Below are 16,847 nucleotides of genomic sequence, written 5' to 3' on the forward strand. Positions count from 1 at the left end.
GTTGTCCCCTCAGAGTCCGAAAAATGTTGCGAGCCAGAATGTGGCTCCAGCTGCGACATAGGCGAGCGCAAACAGATAGGCCACCATAAAGAGTGGCCAACGCCAGCCATTCGTCTCGCGCCTGACGACGGCGATTGTCGAAATGCACTGCGGCGCAAAGACGAACCAGGCCAGGAAGGCCAGTGCAGTCGGTAAGCTCCAGCTTCCCTTCAATCGTTCGCCAAGGGTCTGATCGCGCTTCGATTCATCCTGATCGTCGATTGCATAGGTTGTGGCCAGTGCCGACACGGCCACTTCCCGTGCCGCCATCGCGGGAATGAGAGCAAGCGAAATGTCTCGATTGAAGCCGATGGGTTCCACAACCACGGCGAGCCCGTTGGCGATATGTCCGGCAATCGAATGATCGACCTGGCTCACGCCAGACGTGGGATCGACGCGCGGAAAGTTCAGCAAGGCCCAGAGAATCATCGTCGTGACAGCGATGATCGTGCCTGCACGCTTCAGGAAGACCCAGGCCCGCTGCCAAAGGCCGAGCAGGAGGTTCTTGAAGATCGGCATCTGGTAGCGCGGCATTTCCATCATGAATCCCATGCCGCGCCCTTTGGTGACAGTCCGACGAAGCGCAAGCGCAGCGACAAGCGCGCCGACGATCCCGCCCAGATAGAGGCCGAACAGTACAAGGCCCTGAAGGCCGATGCCGGGCAACACGTTTCGGGCGGGAATGAAGGCTGCGATGATCACCGCATAGACAGGCAGCCGCGCCGAACAGGTCATCAAGGGTGCGATCAGGATCGTCGTCAGCCGGTCCTTCGGATCCTCGATTGTTCGCGTGGCCATGATACCGGGAACCGCGCACGCAAAGGACGACAGAAGCGGGATGAAGGCGCGGCCGGACAATCCTACGGACGCCATCAGCCTGTCCATCAGGAAGGCCGCACGAACCATATAGCCGGTCGTTTCGAGGACGAGGATGAAGGCAAAGAGAATCAGGATCTGCGGCAGGAAGACAATTACTGCGCCGACCCCGGCAATCAGTCCGTCCGCCACGAATGAGCGGAAAATTCCCGGCGGCAAGGCGGCAAAGGCCGCATCGTGAATCGCGCTGACGCCTGCGTCGATGCCATCGGCAAAGGGTGTTGCCCAGGCGAAGACGGCCTGAAACATCACAAACAGCAGAACCGCGAGAATGATTGGACCCCCGACAGGATGGAGGACAATGCGATCAATGGACTGGGTCGTGGCGCGGGCAGGGGCTTCATGCAGGATAGCTGCCTTGGCAAAGGCACGTGCCTGCCTTTGGCGTACACCAAAATCTCCCTCAAGCGGCCGCGGTGGGGTCGCCACCTTGCCAAGCAGGGTCAGCATTTCGTCCTTCAGTGGCTCGACGCCGCGCTTGCGGACCGCCACGGTCGGAATCACAGGCACGCCAAGGTCCGCAGAAAGGCGCGCGGGATCGAGCGTCAGTCCGTCACGTTCTGCCATGTCGATCATGTTCAGGGCGATGATCGCGGGGATGCCCTGCGCGATCAGTTCGCCGGCAAAGCGCAGGTGATTGTCCAGATTGCCTGCATCGACCACAATCACCAGCGCATCCGGCCGACGTTCTCCGGCCTGGACACCAGTGATGACGTCGCGGGTTACCTGTTCGTCGGGGCTGGTTGGCTCCAGGCTGTAAGTGCCGGGAAGGTCGACCAGTTCTGCCGGGCGGCCATCTGGCAGGATCAGTCGCCCTGCATGCCGTTCGACCGTCACACCCGGGTAATTCCCGGTTTTCTGGCGCGCGCCGGTCAGGGCGTTGAAAAGGGCCGATTTGCCGGCATTGGGGTTGCCGACCAGGGCGATGAGCGGAAGTGCAGTCATGCCAGTGATACGTCAATCAGCGCCGCATGGTTGCGCCGGATCGCCACCGTCATCCTCCCGATCCGGCACGCAATGGGATCATGCGAAACAAGCCCGCCATGATGCAGGGCTTCAACCGTCAGCCCCTCGTCGAATCCCAACGCGCGCAAGCGCCGGGCCGCAACGGTGTCAAGGCGTTCCCAGCCGATGCGATCAATTGTCGCCGGTTGATTCAGGGGCAGTTCGTCAAGTCGCACGCAAGGCCAGTTTCGCTGATTCGGAATTTGCGAGCGATTATCATTAACATCAGGATTTAGCCAGTGTCATCGCGCCGAATAGCGCAAGCGGCCAATGAAACGCGCAGGGCTGAATGGTGGCCGCAGATTGCTGATCTGCGCCTTGGCTTTCTCGAAACGCATCACGCCGTCGATGCGGCGACCAAGGAAAGCCCTTGTTTCGGACAGATCGTCACTGTCATCGTTCAGGAACACAGCCAGAGTTGCTGCATAGACCGATCCAAGGATCGCCCGTTTGGTATAGTGATTGTAATCCGTGGCGTTATCCCCTGCGGCCCGCCACATCACGTCTGCAGAACGCCAGCCGAACTTCACAGCGCGCGAAGCATTGGCCGGAAAGGCGAGTATGGCAAGTGCCCTGCGCAGGGATTCGCGATGCGGCAACACAAGTGCAAGACGTGCCTCGACAAGAGCGGTGATTCGTTCCCGCACTTTCATCTGGGCCAGTTTCTCTGGAGGTAATGCCACAAGCATGTCGCTATCGATCGTCTGGAACCAGGCATCGATCATGTCTATGCGATCACCGCCAAAGACAAGGCGGGCGACTGATGGATCAATGCCCAGTTCGGTCGCAGCACTTTCGACAGCCTTGTCGCCCCACCCATCAAAGCCGGCGTGTGACGGAAGGACGCGGGCCAGAACCGGGCGCAGCTCGTCAAGGGTCATGTCTGCAGGCGATTGGTTCATTGTGCATTCCATCGGTGACAGGCCATATTTGGGGTGTTAGGTATTAACCGTCAATCGGCGGCATCGTCCGCGTATAAATAGGGGAAGCATCATGGCAAAGTTTTTTGGCAATCTGTGGGCCGTTGTCGGCGTTGGCGCGATTCTCGCCCTTGGCTTGCTCTTCGGTCACATGGGTGGTCTCGCGAACGCAAAGGGCTGGATGACCTTCCTCCACGTGTTGGTGGGCATCATGTGGATCGGCCATCTCTATTATTTCAATTTCACACAGATCCCGACCATGCCGAAGATTCCGGCTGAGCTGAAGCCAGCGGTCAGCAAATATATTGCTCCTGAAGCCTTGTTCTGGTTCCGCTGGGGCGCTGCATTTACAGTGCTGACCGGGCTGCTCGTCGCCTGGCTGAGCAATTATCTGGTTGAGGCACTGACACTGCAAGAAGGCGTCCGGTCGATCGGTATCGGCATGTGGCTTGCGCTGATCATGGCCTTCAATGTCTGGTTCATCATTTGGCCAAACCAGAAAAAGGCGTTGGGCATTGTCGAGGCTGATGCCGATGCAAAGGCCAAGGCAGCCACGACTGCAATGATTTTCAGCCGGACAAATACATTGCTGTCCATCCCGATGCTGCTCAGCATGGTGATGCACAACCTTGGCGGCGCATTTTAGGCGGTCTTGCGATCGGGCTGGCTCACCAGGATGAGTGCCAGCCCGATCAGAATCGTCCCGACCCAGTCGGCAAGGCCAAAGCGTTCGTCATAGGCGAACCAGCCCACAAGGGCTGAAACCATAGGTTGCAGCAGGAATGTCAGTCCGAACAGGACCGGCGAGATGCGGCCGACCACGTAGATCATCAAGCCCTGACCAACGATTTGGCTGAGTAGCGCAAGCGCGATAATCGGTGCCCAGTTATGCGGCACGAGCCTTTCGCCAACGGCAAGCGCCATGAACAGGAGCGGGAGCGTGCTCATCATTGTTGACCATGCCAGCACGGGCCAAGGGCCCATACCAGTTCGCATCCTACCCATCAGCACGAGATAGGCGGTGTAAAAGACACCGGCGAGTAGGCAGAGAAGGTCACCTGCAAAATTGCGGGGTGAAAGTTCGAAAGAGCGCCCCATCAGCAGCACGGCACCAACGCCTGCGAGGGTCAAGGCAATCGCTTGCATGCCAGAGGGCCAGCGGCGGGCAACAGCAAATGCATAGAGCGGAAGCAGAAAGCTCGTCGAATTTCCCAGCAGGTTTGCATTGGCGAGCTTGGTCTTGCTGATGCCAAGGTGCCATGCGGCGAGGTCGATCGCAAAGAAAAGCCCTGAAAGCGCAAACAGAGTGAATGTCTGGCGACCAAGCCTGCGTGCCGGGTCTCCCATCGCCCGCGCAATGAGGAACAGGAACGGCGCAGCGAGGGCGATTCGCCAGAATGCAGCCGCAATCGGTCCAGTATCGGCCATCCGCACAAACCACGACCCGAAAGCAAGGCACAGATTGGCAAGCACAAGCGCCGGAATCCCGAAGCGCAGATGGGCTTGCTCCCCTGAAACCAAATCTTGTTCTTGTCCCCGCGCCATTCGCCCCATATCCGGTTTCATCATTCTCGTTGCAAATGGAAACCCTCAATGACCAGTCTTTTCGATCCGATAGAATTTGGCGCCATCCACGCAAAGAACCGCATTGTCATGGCGCCACTCACGCGCGGCCGTAGCGAAGGCGTGCATGTTCCTATTTCCGCGCTCAAGGCAGAATATTATGCCCAGCGTGCAGGTGCCGGCCTCATCATCGCTGAAGCAACCGGCATTTCGCAGGAAGGTTCGGGCTGGCCAGCGGCGCCCGGCATCTGGTCTGCAGAACAGGTCGAAGCCTGGAAGCCAGTGACCGAGGCGGTGCACAAGGCTGATGGAAAGATCATCCTGCAACTGTGGCACATGGGTCGCCTCGTTCATCCGGATTTTCTTGGTGGAGCCCAGCCGGTTTCCGCCTCGGCGACCACCGCGCCGGGCGATGCGCACACACCGACTGGCAAGAAGCCCTACGAGCAGGCGCGCCCCCTCCGGTTGGACGAGATTCCCCGCCTGATTGGCGACTACATCCATGCGGCGAAGAATGCGATCGCCGCCGGATTTGACGGTGTGCAGCTTCATTCGGCGAATGGCTACCTGATCGACCAGTTCCTTCGCGACGGCTCGAACTTCCGCGAAGATGATTATGGAGGCCCTATCCAGAACCGCATCCGCCTGCTGCGCGAAGTGACGCAGGCTCTGGCTGACACAGTCGGCGCCGGTCGCACTTCGGTTCGCCTCTCTCCGAACGGAGAGACGCAGGGTGTCGATGATTCGAACCCGGTCGCGCTGTTCACAGCGGCAGCCGCTGCCCTGCAGGACATTGGCATCTCGTTCCTTGAATTGCGCGAACAGAAGACTTTCGGCTCATTCGGCACGACAGATGTGCCGCGTGTATCACCCGATATTCGCAAGGTCTTCAAGGCGCCGCTGGTTCTCAATCAGGAATACACGCTTGAAACCGCCACAGCCGATCTGGAAAGTGGACTGGCCGATGCGATCAGTTTTGGCCGAAAGTTCATTTCCAATCCGGATCTGCCCGCCCGGCTGGCCAAAGGCGTCGAACTCGCGCCGGACAATTTCAGGACCTGGTATTCGCCAGGACCCGAAGGTTATACGGACTACCCGACCTATGATGCGCTGGTGGACGCCTGATTTAGGGCTTAATCCGCAAAGCGCTGTTTGAACTCAAGCAAGGCAAGGGCGGCCTTCGCAGCTTCACCGCCCTTGTCCTTCTGGTTCGGATCGGCCCGGACAATGGCCTGCTGTTCATTTTCGACAGTCAGGATCCCGTTTCCGATAGCAATGCCATCCATTGTCAATGCCATGATACCGCGGGCGCTTTCGCCTGCAACAATTTCGAAATGATAAGTTTCGCCGCGGATGACCACGCCGATTGCAACGAACCCTTCATAGCGTCCGCTTTCAGCGGCAAGCGCTATGGTCCCCGGAATTTCAAGTGCGCCGGGAACAGACACGACGTCGACGGCATGGCCGGCCTCTTCCAGAGCCGCGCGGGCCCCTGCGACAAGCATATCGTTCAGATGGTCATAGAAACGGGCTTCCACGATCAGGAATTTGGCCATGAGTTTTGGTCCTTAAGGATGGTCTGGCAGCAAGAGCGGGCGGAATTATCGACCGACAACCTCTCGCATGCGGGCAAGGTAGCGGGCAAGCACGTCAATTTCGAGATTGACCTTCTGGCCCTGCTGGAGGCTACCAAAGGCTGTCACAGCCCAGGTATGCGGAATGATATTCACGGCAAAATGTGCAGTTCCGTCGGATTGGTCTTCCACTTCGTTGACAGTAAGGGAGACGCCATCAATCGTAATCGACCCTTTGGCAGCAACGAAGGGTGCAATGGCGTTGTCGACCTGCACCCCTACACGGTGCGAATCACCTTCGGGGCAGATGCCAAGTACCGTGCCGACGCCATCGACATGACCTGTAACAATGTGGCCCCCCAATTCGTCACCAATCTTGAGGGCTCGTTCTAGATTGACCCTGCGTCCGACCACCCATGATCCGGGTGCCGAGCGCTTGATGCTTTCCCCCGAAACATCGACAGAAAACCAGCCAGAACCCTTGTCGACGACAGTCAGGCAGACGCCCGAACAGGCAATGGACGCGCCAATGTCAATTGTGGACGTGTCGTAATGACAGTCGATCACGCAGCGCAGGTCGCCGCGCTGCTCGGTCGATCGGATTGTGCCGATATCGGTGATGATCCCTGTGAACATGCTAAAGCCCCTTATCGGCACGGTCGTAAATGTCGAGCGTGTCGCTGCCAAGCTGGCGCGTATCGCTGCGTTGCCATTGTCCGTGTGCACCGTCCAGCCGGTCAAGACCGATATCGCCAAGCGATGCCAGTCCTCGCCCGATTGTGATGGGTGCGCGATACAGCAGAAGCCGATCGACGAGCCCTGCCTTCAGGAATGCCGCAGCCGTAGCTGCTCCGCCCTCAACCAGAATCCAGTCCACGCCGGAAAGATCAGATATTGCGTGCGGAGATGCGAGCACTTCCCAGCCGTCCGGCGCCGTTCCGCGCGTAAGAAGGCCTTTGCGCGGGGACCGGTCTTCAAGTCCGGGAAGGCGGACGTCAAGGCGGGGCGCATCGGCATCCAGCGTGCCGCGCCCTACGATCACCATGTTCGCCCGTGCCCGCTCAAGATGGCCGTGCGCGCGAGCTGCCTCTCCCGTGATCCATCGGCTTTCGCCGTTCGCAAGGGCGATGCAGCCGTCAAGAGATGTGGCGAGCTTGAGAGAGACAAAAGGCCGACCGCGCGTCTCGCGGGACCACCAGCCCGCCATCGCGGTCTTGGCTTCTTGTGCCATGACGCTGTGTTGGACTGCTATGCCGCTGGTTCGCAATGCGTTGAAGCCACTCCCGTTGGTGCGCTTGTCCGGATCTGCCACGGCAGACACTACGCGTGCAACGCCCGCTGCAATGAGTATTTCGGAGCAGGCCGGACCGCGCTGACTTTGGTGCGCACAGGGTTCCAGCGACGTATAGGCTGTTGCTCCGCGGGCGGCATCGCCTGCCTGTTCAAGAGCCATGGCTTCGGCGTGAGGGCGCCCTCCAGGCTGGGTCCAGCCCCGCCCGACTATGCGACCATCGCGAACAAGGATGCAACCGACATTGGGGTTTGGCGCGGTTCGCGCCTGCCCGCGCCGGGCCAGCGCAATTGCTGCAGCCACGAAACGTGCATCGCTGCCAGAATTCAAATGCCCAACTCGCTGAGCTTTTTCTGCAGCTTGGCAGACTCCCGGCGTTGTGCTTCTTCCAGTTTCTTCAGTTCAGCCTTTTCGGCCAATTGCTTCTGCTGGTCGATCTTCTGCTGCGCCTTGATTTCCGCGTCTGTCCGATTGCCGGAATAGTCCTTGACCCAAATGATTTCGGGCGGCTTGTATTCCTTGGTCTTCGACTGGATCAGGAAGACAGTGATGAAATATCCGGTAATCAGGACGGACAGCAGCGCAAACACCCACTGGTGCTTCTCACGCGACGCGAAAAAGGCGCGAAGATCGGCAAGTAGGGCCGATGGCCGTGAAACGGGAGGTAAAGCCATTGCGTCAAGATAGGGCGAGAGTGGCTGCAATGCCAGCCCCCGCCCCGCCACATCAGTCCGGCAATTGGAAGCGTACGGTCATTTCCCGCCAGCTTTCGACGGCCTCTCCATCGCGGGTTGCGGGAAGAAATCGCCATTTTGCCAGAGCCTGCTTTCGCGTCGCGTCCAGAAAGGCAGGGTCACTGGCCTTGACCGCTTCCACCTGCTTCACTCTGCCGTCTGTTCCGATCAGCACACGGACTGTTGCAAAGCCCTCCATTTCGGCCCGGATCATCCCGGGCGGATAGATAGGCTGGAGCGCATTGGCATAACCGGGATTGATCCGCGCACCGACGAAAACAGGATTAGGCACCCGCGGCGGATATGGCAATTCGGGAAGGACCAGGTCGCCACTGCCCTCGCCGCCAAGAACGGTCGATGTTGTGCTTGAGCTCGCCAACTCGCTTCCCTGCGGTTCATGGGTCGGCAGCGCAGGTTCCGGCTTTGCCGCTGGAGTATGGTGTTTGATGATCGGTTCGTTGGACGGCCGCACCTCCGGAGCCAAAATGGGAATAAGCCGAGTGTGAATGATGTTGATCGGCGAGACATCCGGAACGGCGAGAATGATCCCCGTCGCCAACAAGCCATTCACACATAGAGCGCCTCCAATGCTGGCACGATTGGGACGCAAATTGGTATCTGCATAAGCCATGACATCCTCTCTTTCCGCGCAAGGCTTCTGCCTCATCGCGAAAAGATGTTACAACATAACCTTTAATGAAACAATATCACAAACTGGATCACGCCAGCAACCGCGCGATTGCCCGTTCACGGCCGATGATGGGCAACAGGGAAGCCATGTCGGGGCCATGTTCCCGACCGGTCAGGGCAATGCGCAGCGGCAGGAAGAGAGCCTTGCCCTTTCGCCCGGTTTCATCTTTGAGGGCCGCGGTCAACGCGTGCCAGGGATCGGCCGCCCAGTCGAGAGTTTCAGCCAGACGGGCCGCTTGCGCGAGGTATGCCCGGTCATCGGTGGCAATGTCGGCATGGATGGGGCCTTCAACGACCGCCCACCAGTCCGCCGCATCGTCGACGCGGGTCAGATTGGGCCGAATGGCATTCCAGGCCGCCTGACCCATGCCGGTCGGAAGCCGCTCGGCAACCGCGTCATAGTCCGTCTGATGGAGGATGCGCGCATTGAGTTGCGCCAACTCCGCTTCGTCGAACCGTGCCGGGGCACGGCCGAAACGGGAAAAATCAATACCCGCAATCAGCGGTGCCATGTCCGCGACAGGTTCTACCGGGTCGCTTGTCCCGAGCCGTGCAAGCAAGGCCAGAAGCGCCAGGGGTTCGATGCCCTGTTCCTTGAAGGCGTCGACGCCCAGAGACCCAAGGCGCTTTGACAATTTGCCCTCGCTGCCCGTCAACAACGCTTCATGCGCGAACAGGGGAGGCACCGCGCCAAGGGCTGCAAACATCTGGATCTGCGTCGCTGTATTGGTGACATGGTCTTCGCCCCGCACGACATGGGTGATGCCAAGGTCAACATCGTCGATCGCGGAAGGGAGCATATACAGCCAGGAACCGTCGGCGCGACGAATGACGGGGTCTGAGAGAAGTTTCGGATCGAACTTCTGATGGCCGCGCACCAGATCGTCCCATTCAATCGGCGCTGCATGATCAAGCTTGAAACGCCAGTGTGGTATTCGGCCTTCCGGGATTGCCGCTCCTTCGGCTGGCCGCTCATAGACTGGGGGAAGGCCCCGGCCGAGCAGGATCTTGCGCCGCAGTTCAAGCTCCTCAGGCGTTTCGTAGCAGGCATAGATGCGGCCTTCCGCCTTAAGTGCTTCGAAGTGCTTTTCATAGAGATCGAACCGGGCGGACTGGCGCGCCTCTTCATCCCAGGCAAGACCCAGCCAGTCGAGATCGGACCTGATCTGCGTGACATATTCTTCCCTTGAGCGTTCGACGTCCGTGTCATCGATCCGAAGAATGAATCGCCCACCATGCTTTTTCGCCCACAGCCAATTGTGCAGGGCTGTGCGGACATTGCCGACATGCAGAGTCCCGGTCGGGGATGGCGCAAAGCGCGTCGTAACGGTCATGCTGTTCGAAACGCGTTGGTGATCGGATAGCGGCGGTCACGGCCGAAATTGCGCTTGCCGAGCTTGACGCCCGGTGGGGCCTGTCGCCGCTTGTATTCGGCAAGGCACAGAAGGCGCTCGATGCGCGCCACGGTATCGCGGTCGAACCCGCGGGCCGCTACTTCGTCGACTGACAATTCCTCTTCAACCAGCCCAAGCAGGATCGGGTCCAGCTCGGGATAGTCTGGCAACGAATCCGAATCCTTCTGGTCGGGCCTGAGTTCGGCTGACGGTGGCTTTGTGATGATGTTTTCCGGCATGACCGGCCCGTCCGGACCAAGCCCCAGTCGCGGCTTGTGCGCATTGCGCCAGCGCGAAAGGGCAAAGACCGTCATCTTGTAGGCATCCTTGATCGGGTTGTATCCGCCGGCCATGTCCCCGTAGATTGTTGCATAGCCGACCGACATTTCGGACTTGTTCCCGGTCGTCATCAGCATCGGGCCAAACTTGTTGGATAGTGCCATCAGCGTGACACCGCGGATTCGGGACTGGATATTCTCTTCGGTGATGTCGACTTGCGCATCGGCAAAAGAGTCCGACAACATGGCATCAAACGCGCCGACAGCGGGCGCAATCGGAATGGTGTCAAGCCGACAGCCAATCATCGCCGCGCATTCGGTTGCATCCGAAAGGCTTTCCTGACCCGTGAAGCGGGACGGCAACATCACGGACCAGACGCGTTCCGGACCCAGCGCATCGGCAGCAATAGCAGCGCACAGTGCAGAATCGATTCCTCCAGAAAGCCCCAGAACAACACCCGGGAAGCGATTGGTGTTCACATAGTCGCGCAAGCCAATCATCATCGCGTGATAGGCATCGGACGGGAAGGGCTCGAGCGGCGCGATCTTTCCGCTTTCGCACACCCAGCCGGAAGGCGCACGAACCCAACGGGTCAGGCGAACCTCTTGTTCCCAATCTGCCAGCTGGTGAGCTACCGATCCATCAGCATTCAATACGAAGGAGGCGCCATCGAACACGAGCTCGTCCTGACCGCCAACGCGGTTGAGATAGGCCATCGGCAGGCCGGTCTCGCGCACGCGCGCGGCCGCGACGATGGTCGAACGCAGATCATCCTTGTCGATTTCGTAAGGGCTGCCGTTCGGTGTCAGCAGAAATTCCGCACCCTGACCTTTCAGATGCGCGCAAACGTCCGGCCACCAGACGTCTTCGCAGATGGGAACGCCAATGCGGACGCCCCGGAACAGGATAGGGTCGGGCAGAGGGCCGCTTTCGAAGAGGCGTTTTTCGTCAAAGGTCCCATAATTTGGGAGTTCGCGCTTCAGTCGTTCCGCAACGATCTTGCCGCCCTCTAGTAGCACCATTGCGTTGTAGAGCTTGCCTTCATGCCGCCGAATTGTGCCGACCAGCATCGCAGGTCCGCCATCAGCGGTTGCAGCGGCAAGTCGGGCCAGTTCGCCGTCGGCCCGTTTGGCGAGCGCGGGCTTCAAAACCAGATCTTCTGGTGGATATCCAATCAGCTGGAGTTCGGGGAACAGGATCAGGTCGGCTCCCGTTGCCTGTTTCCGAACGTTGAGCATGGCATCGGCATTGGCCGCAAGATCGCCCATACGTTGCGAAAGTTGGGCAAGGGCAATGGTCAGCGCGTCAGTCATGCCCGCCTCCTAGAGCCGGACGGCAAAAGGGGGAAGCATTTTGCATGCCTCCCCCCAAATGCCTGGTGCTGAAAGATCAGGCGGGAATGCCGCTGATTGATTTCATTTCCATGAAGTCCCTCAGGCCGAACAAGCCGCCCTCGCGGCCATTGCCGGACTGCTTGTAGCCGCCGAAAGGGGCACCCGGTGATGGGCCCCAATTGTTGACCGCGACCATGCCGGCGCGCAGCTTCGGTGCGATCGCGGCCGCCTTTTCCGGGTCGCCGGAAATGACTGCGGAAAGCCCATAGTCGGTATCGTTGGCGATCTTCACACCTTCGTCCAGTGTCGCATAGGTCATGACGGTCGCGACCGGGCCGAAGACTTCTTCCTTTGCAATCCGCATGTCAGGCGTCACGCCGGAAAATACGGTCGGCTTGATATAATAGCCGCGATTGACATTGGTCGGAAGCCCAGTGCCGCCCGTTTCAAGCTTGGCCCCCTCGTCGATCGCGGACTGAATAAGGCCCTGGATCTTGTCATACTGGGTCTTGTTCACGACTGGCCCGATGTGCGCGCCTTCGGTCAGCGGATCGCCCACCTGCGTGCCATCAAACATGCCCTTGATGATGCCAACAGCTTCGGCTTCCTGATCCTTCTGGACGAGAATGCGCGTCGGCGCGATGCAGCTCTGGCCGGTATTGATGAGAACACCGGAAACTGTGGGTGGCAGAACCGTCGCGAGATCGGCACCCGGCAGGACGAGGTTCGGGGATTTTCCGCCAAGTTCCTGATGGACACGCTTGACGGTATCGGCCGCAGCTTTGGCCACTAGGATGCCAGCGCGGGTTGAACCGGTGAAGCTCACCATGTCGATGCCCTTATGGGCTGAAATGGCAGCGCCAACGCCGGGTCCATCGCCCTGAACAAGGTTGAAGACGCCGGGCGGAACGCCTGCCGCATCAAGGATTTCAGCGAAGATCGCAGCGTTGCCCGGGCATTCCTCGGACGGCTTAAGGACCATCGTATTGCCACCCGCCAACGCCGGGGCGACTTTCAGTGCAATCTGGTTGAGCGGCCAGTTCCAAGGCGTGATCATGCCGACGACGCCAATCGGTTCGTAAACAACAAGGTTCGCGCCATGACGTTCGCTGAATTCGAAGGTCTTGAGCGCCTCGATGGTTCCCAGGAAGCCGCCGATCCCGGCTCCGACCTGTGCAGTCGCTGCAAAGTTGAGCGGAGCGCCCATCTCACTCGCCATCGACTTGGCAAGGTCGCCAACACGCTTCTTGTATTCTTCCACGATGCGGCCAAGCAGCGCGAGCCTTTCCTCGCGGCTGGTCTGGCTGTAAGTTTCGAATGCCGCAGTTGCAGCTTTCACTGCCGCATCGACATCCGCCTGAGTTCCGAGCGTGATTTCCGTGCAGGGTTCTTCGGTTGAAGGGCTGATGACCAGATGGCGCTTGCCGCCAATTGAATCGACCCACTGGCCGTTGATGTAATGCTTGAGGTAACTGTCCATTCTGGCTTCTCCTTGGAATACCGAGTCGTTTGATCGCGTAACGGGTTTTGATTTGGGACTTTTTACGTAAACGTCAACCTGTCTCACGGTCTTTCGCGCGAAAGACGCGACATGAGGATGGCCGCACGCTTGGCCTGCCGACGAATTGAATCGAGAATGACGGTCTCACCTGGCGCGTGGTCGCCGCGACTCGCTGTGCCGAGGCCGACCAGACCATCGACATCTTTCGCGACGAATGAAATGTCGCCTGCACCTCGCTTCAGCGGGTCGAGCGCTTCCATTTGGGGCAAGCCAAGGTCGCGATTGACGCTGTTGAGCCGCGCGAGCAGCGCCTTGTTGCCTTCAGTCGGAGCCATGGCGGGATAACCACCCCCCTCGAAACGGATATTCGCCGTTGTTCCCGGCGCATGGTCAGCGACGATCGCCGCCATCCTGGCTTTGACCCGTTCGGTTTGTTCGTCGCTGAGCGTGCGGAAATCGCCGCGGGCCAAGCCAATGGCCGGGATAATGTTCGACTTGCCCCGTGCAGTGGCGCGGATTCCGTCTGCATCAAACGCAGCGTCTGTGCCGCCCGCAATGAGTCCCACGTTGAACGTCAGGTTGGGTTCGGGCAACTCCTGCCGGAAGCGCGCAAGGATTCGGGCCAGTTCGTAGATGGCGCCGTCACCAAACGCGGCATTGAAGATCAACGAGCTATGGCCGGTCTTGCCCGTCGTGGTCAGCGTCCAGCTGTTGGACGACCGTCGGGCAATCGAGCCCATGTCGCGGCCATTCTCAATGGACAGCCCTTCAAAGTCGAGCGCCACATCGGCTCGCTTTCCGGCCGCGACAAGGTCCGCGCGGGCAATTTCGATCGGATCGCCAGAATCCTCTTCGTCACCAGTCATGACGATTTCGATATTGGCGTCTTTCAGCGTCCCCGCTGCTTTCATCGCCCTGAGCGCGGACACAATCACCACCAGGCCGCCCTTGTCGTCACCAGCGCCCGGACCCTCTGCTTCATCGCCGCGCCTTACGAATGTCTGAAAAGGCGAATCCTTCTCGAAGACAGTGTCGAGATGGGCAATCAGCAGCAAGGATTTCGTGCCAGCCTTGCCCTTGTGGACGGCAATGAGGTGACCAGAGCGATGGGCAAGCGCCATCGGCTTCCACGTCACGGCAAATCCCAATGGCTCAAGTTCTGCGCGCATCATCCTGCCCACGGCCTCGACACCGGCCAGGTTCAGCGAGCCGCTATTCTGGTTCACCAGCTGCTCCAGCAACGCAACGGTGCGTTCATACTCCGCATCGACCGTCGTGTTCATGTGTTTCTCGGCAGATGAAAGCCCAGCATTTGCTGGCGATGCCGCAAGGATTGCTGCTCCCGTCAAGACAGACCCGAACCAATGACGCATGTTCCGCTCCCAATCCAATTTCTCTTGACGCTGTGCCGCCCTTTGCGTGCTCCTGCAATTGGGCACTGGCGGTTTCTTGATGATCGGTTAGAGTTTGCAAACGATGCTGTCACTTCCAAACCTTCTGACGCTTTCGCGTATCTTTACGGTGCCGATCCTGGTCGCGCTTCTCTGGTATCCCGGCTGGGAACTGGGTTACGGCCTAGGTTTCGGGCTTTATTGCCTGATGGGAATTACCGACTATTTCGACGGCTATCTGGCGCGTGCACAGGGCACAGTGTCAAAACTGGGGGTTTTCCTCGATCCCATTGCGGACAAGATCATGGTTGCTGCCGTGATTGTGATGCTGGTCGGCACACGACATGAGGCTGCGTCGATCACGGGACTGCACCTCATACCGGCGTTGATCATTCTGTTGCGGGAAATTGCCGTATCCGGCCTGAGGGAGTTCCTAGCTGAACTCCGTGTTTCCGTGCCCGTGTCGCAACTGGCCAAGTGGAAGACAACTCTTCAGCTTGTTGCGCTTGGGGCCCTGATTCTGGCTGGTGCGTTGCCTCAGCAGCACTGGATCAAGGAAGTCGGCCTCTTGAGCCTTTGGGCAGCGGCCGTCCTGACAATCATTACAGGTTGGGACTATTTGCGTGTCGGCCTGAAGCATATGGATTGATCCAGTGGCAGATGTGACCTTGCTTTATTTCGCCAGCATACGGGAAAAGCTGGGCCGCGAGATGGAAGAGCGCGTGCTGCCAGAAAGTGCACGGACCGTGCACGACCTGATAGAATGGCTCGTGACGCAAGATGCCAACTATGCCAGTGCCTTCGCGGAACCTGCCAAGCTGCGCTGTGCAATCGATCAGGTCATGGCTCCCCTCGACGCGCCGCTAGCGGGCGCAAGGGAGATTGCCTTCTTCCCACCGGTGACAGGCGGATGAAGAGCGTTCGCGTCCAGCCTGAAGATTTTGACCCCGGCGACGAAATGACGGCGCTTGGGGCGCTGGGGTCGGGCGGTGTGGCCAGCTTTGTTGGCCATGTTCGCGGTGACGGTGAACTGATCGCCCTCACGCTTGAACATTATCCACAGATGACAGCCAAGGCGCTGGATGATCTCGCGGAACAGGCACTTGAGCGGTGGGCGCTTGACGGCGTGACGCTCATCCATCGCATCGGAAGGCTGGTGCCGGGTGACCGGATTGTGCTGGTTTGCACCGCATCGCGACACCGCGCCGCTGCACTGGAAGCGTGCGCCTATCTGATCGACCGATTGAAGACCGATGCGCCCTTCTGGAAGAAGGAGGAATTCGGCGACGGTCGATCAAGCTGGGTCGAAGCGCGGCAAAGCGATGATGCCGCCGCCGAACGCTGGGGCTAGCGTCCAGTCACTTCGCGCAGGACATTGGCCAGCAATTCGAATTCCTTGCCGCGCGGACTGGCGCGTCGCCAGGCAAGCGCGATGCTCCGGCTTGGATGATCTGCTATCAATGGTCTTGTCGTGATCCCGGTGTTGGCCAGAATATTAGCCTCTATCGCCATTTCAGGAAGCATCGTGACGCCAAGGCCGTTGTCGACCATCTGCACGAGCGTGTGCAGCGACGTGCCGAGCATAGCGGCATTCGCGCGAAGTTCCGGCCGATTGCAGGCAGACAGCACATGGTCCTTGAGGCAGTGCCCGTCCTCAAGCAGGAGGAAGCGCTTTTCATCGATCGTATCAGCGGTCGCTGTTTCCGGAGGCTGTTCGTTCCCGGGATAGGCCAGAAAGAGGCGATCCTCGAACAGGATTTCGGATTCGATGTCGCCACAGGCGTAAGGCAGCGCAAGCAGAACGCAATCAGCGCGCCCGTGATTGAGCGACTCGCATGCCGCACCGCTCGTTTCTTCGCGCAGATAGAGTTTGAGATCGGGCCAGTCTCGGCGAAGCCTCGGGAGAATGCGCGGCAGCAGAAAGGGCGCAATCGTCGGGATGACACTCATCCTCAGATCGCCCGAAAGCGGCTTGCCGGCCGCGCGGACCATATCGCCCAGTTCCTCTGCTTCTCGCAGGACACGGCGTGCCTTTTCTGCAATGCGTTCCCCTAGCGCCGTGAAGCGCACGACCCTGCGGTTGCGCTCGACCAGCGTGACGCCAATCAGGGATTCAAGTTCGCGCAGGCCCGCCGACAGCGTTGATTGCGTCACGAAGCACGCCTCCGCTGCCTTGCCGAAATGGCCATGTTCCTGCAGCGCCACCAGATACTGGAGTTGCTTGATTGTCGGCAGATAGGTTGTCATCAATCGATC

19 protein-coding genes are annotated in these 16,847 nt (G+C 59.4%); 5 read left to right on the forward strand and 14 right to left on the reverse strand.

What is annotated here, in order from left to right:
* Nucleotides 1–9: 9 nt before the first annotated feature.
* The 3 genes from feoB to K0O24_RS04835 all read right to left on the reverse strand — a co-directional run bounded on the left by feoB (nucleotide 10) and on the right by K0O24_RS04835 (nucleotide 2,834).
* Nucleotides 10–1,860, reverse strand: coding sequence for a ferrous iron transporter B (gene feoB / locus K0O24_RS04825; RefSeq protein ID WP_219894695.1), 1,851 nt, complete (start codon nucleotides 1,858–1,860; stop codon nucleotides 10–12).
* Nucleotides 1,857–2,096 (reverse strand): FeoA family protein, encoded by a 240-nt coding sequence (locus K0O24_RS04830; RefSeq protein ID WP_219894696.1) that lies wholly within the window; start codon nucleotides 2,094–2,096, stop codon nucleotides 1,857–1,859. Before K0O24_RS04830 ends, feoB begins: the two co-directional genes overlap by 4 nt.
* Before the next feature lie 66 nt (nucleotides 2,097–2,162).
* Nucleotides 2,163–2,834 (reverse strand): COQ9 family protein, encoded by a 672-nt coding sequence (locus K0O24_RS04835; protein ID WP_425514768.1) that lies wholly within the window; start codon nucleotides 2,832–2,834, stop codon nucleotides 2,163–2,165.
* A gap of 79 nt (nucleotides 2,835–2,913) precedes the next feature.
* Between K0O24_RS04835 and K0O24_RS04840 the strand changes: the two genes are divergently transcribed.
* On the forward strand, nucleotides 2,914–3,486 hold the full coding sequence (locus tag K0O24_RS04840) for a urate hydroxylase PuuD (RefSeq protein ID WP_219894697.1): 573 nt from the start codon (nucleotides 2,914–2,916) through the stop codon (nucleotides 3,484–3,486).
* On the opposite strand, the gene K0O24_RS04845 is transcribed toward K0O24_RS04840, so the two are convergent.
* The gene (locus K0O24_RS04845; RefSeq protein WP_219894698.1) at nucleotides 3,483–4,385 is read right to left on the reverse strand and encodes a DMT family transporter; all 903 of its coding nucleotides are present in this window, start codon (nucleotides 4,383–4,385) and stop codon (nucleotides 3,483–3,485) included. The genes K0O24_RS04840 and K0O24_RS04845 overlap by 4 nt on opposite strands.
* Nucleotides 4,386–4,433: 48 nt before the next feature.
* Between K0O24_RS04845 and K0O24_RS04850 the strand changes: the two genes are divergently transcribed.
* Entirely contained in the window at nucleotides 4,434–5,528 is a 1,095-nt protein-coding gene (locus tag K0O24_RS04850; RefSeq protein ID WP_219894699.1) for an alkene reductase, read from the forward strand.
* A gap of 8 nt (nucleotides 5,529–5,536) precedes the next feature.
* Here the strand turns inward: K0O24_RS04850 and ribH are convergent, their stop codons facing one another.
* The 9 genes from ribH to K0O24_RS04895 all read right to left on the reverse strand — a co-directional run bounded on the left by ribH (nucleotide 5,537) and on the right by K0O24_RS04895 (nucleotide 14,573).
* Entirely contained in the window at nucleotides 5,537–5,959 is a 423-nt protein-coding gene (gene ribH, locus K0O24_RS04855) for a 6,7-dimethyl-8-ribityllumazine synthase (RefSeq protein WP_219894700.1), read from the reverse strand.
* A gap of 45 nt (nucleotides 5,960–6,004) precedes the next feature.
* Nucleotides 6,005–6,613: a riboflavin synthase gene (locus K0O24_RS04860; protein WP_219894701.1), complete on the reverse strand. Its 609-nt coding sequence runs from the start codon at nucleotides 6,611–6,613 to the stop codon at nucleotides 6,005–6,007.
* Nucleotide 6,614: 1 nt separating this feature from the next.
* Nucleotides 6,615–7,571 carry a bifunctional diaminohydroxyphosphoribosylaminopyrimidine deaminase/5-amino-6-(5-phosphoribosylamino)uracil reductase RibD gene (gene ribD / locus K0O24_RS04865; protein WP_219894702.1) on the reverse strand — a complete coding sequence of 319 codons (957 nt, stop codon included), beginning with the start codon at nucleotides 7,569–7,571 and terminating at the stop codon, nucleotides 6,615–6,617.
* A gap of 23 nt (nucleotides 7,572–7,594) precedes the next feature.
* On the reverse strand, nucleotides 7,595–7,942 hold the full coding sequence (locus K0O24_RS04870; protein ID WP_219894703.1) for a hypothetical protein: 348 nt from the start codon (nucleotides 7,940–7,942) through the stop codon (nucleotides 7,595–7,597).
* 52 nt (nucleotides 7,943–7,994) lie between these two features.
* Nucleotides 7,995–8,633, reverse strand: coding sequence for an energy transducer TonB (locus K0O24_RS04875; RefSeq protein WP_219894704.1), 639 nt, complete (start codon nucleotides 8,631–8,633; stop codon nucleotides 7,995–7,997).
* 88 nt (nucleotides 8,634–8,721) lie between these two features.
* Nucleotides 8,722–10,026, reverse strand: coding sequence for a glutamate--tRNA ligase (gene gltX, locus K0O24_RS04880; RefSeq protein WP_219894705.1), 1,305 nt, complete (start codon nucleotides 10,024–10,026; stop codon nucleotides 8,722–8,724).
* Nucleotides 10,023–11,678: an NAD+ synthase gene (locus K0O24_RS04885; RefSeq protein ID WP_219894706.1), complete on the reverse strand. Its 1,656-nt coding sequence runs from the start codon at nucleotides 11,676–11,678 to the stop codon at nucleotides 10,023–10,025. Before K0O24_RS04885 ends, gltX begins: the two co-directional genes overlap by 4 nt.
* A 76-nt stretch (nucleotides 11,679–11,754) precedes the next feature.
* Nucleotides 11,755–13,179 (reverse strand): aldehyde dehydrogenase family protein, encoded by a 1,425-nt coding sequence (locus K0O24_RS04890; RefSeq protein ID WP_219894707.1) that lies wholly within the window; start codon nucleotides 13,177–13,179, stop codon nucleotides 11,755–11,757.
* Nucleotides 13,180–13,262: 83 nt separating this feature from the next.
* The gene (locus tag K0O24_RS04895; RefSeq protein WP_219894708.1) at nucleotides 13,263–14,573 is read right to left on the reverse strand and encodes a M20/M25/M40 family metallo-hydrolase; all 1,311 of its coding nucleotides are present in this window, start codon (nucleotides 14,571–14,573) and stop codon (nucleotides 13,263–13,265) included.
* Nucleotides 14,574–14,676: 103 nt separating this feature from the next.
* Here K0O24_RS04895 and pgsA point away from each other — a divergent pair, with 103 nt between their 5' ends.
* From pgsA to K0O24_RS04910, 3 genes are read left to right on the forward strand one after another with little or no spacing between them, the layout of a single operon-like run.
* Nucleotides 14,677–15,240, forward strand: a complete 564-nt coding sequence (pgsA, locus tag K0O24_RS04900) for a CDP-diacylglycerol--glycerol-3-phosphate 3-phosphatidyltransferase (protein WP_219894709.1) — start codon at nucleotides 14,677–14,679, stop codon at nucleotides 15,238–15,240.
* A gap of 4 nt (nucleotides 15,241–15,244) precedes the next feature.
* The gene (gene moaD, locus K0O24_RS04905; protein ID WP_246611130.1) at nucleotides 15,245–15,505 is read left to right on the forward strand and encodes a molybdopterin converting factor subunit 1; all 261 of its coding nucleotides are present in this window, start codon (nucleotides 15,245–15,247) and stop codon (nucleotides 15,503–15,505) included.
* Nucleotides 15,502–15,942 carry a molybdenum cofactor biosynthesis protein MoaE gene (locus K0O24_RS04910; RefSeq protein WP_219894710.1) on the forward strand — a complete coding sequence of 147 codons (441 nt, stop codon included), beginning with the start codon at nucleotides 15,502–15,504 and terminating at the stop codon, nucleotides 15,940–15,942. The genes moaD and K0O24_RS04910 overlap by 4 nt, the downstream gene beginning before the upstream one ends.
* Here the strand turns inward: K0O24_RS04910 and K0O24_RS04915 are convergent.
* Complete coding sequence (locus K0O24_RS04915) at nucleotides 15,939–16,838, reverse strand: LysR substrate-binding domain-containing protein (RefSeq protein ID WP_219894711.1); 900 nt, start codon at nucleotides 16,836–16,838, stop codon at nucleotides 15,939–15,941. The two genes, K0O24_RS04910 and K0O24_RS04915, sit on opposite strands and share 4 nt — an antisense overlap.
* Nucleotides 16,839–16,847 lie beyond the last annotated feature (9 nt).

It is taken from the genome of Aquisediminimonas profunda (assembly GCF_019443285.1).
GTDB classification, from domain to species: domain Bacteria; phylum Pseudomonadota; class Alphaproteobacteria; order Sphingomonadales; family Sphingomonadaceae; genus Aquisediminimonas; species Aquisediminimonas profunda.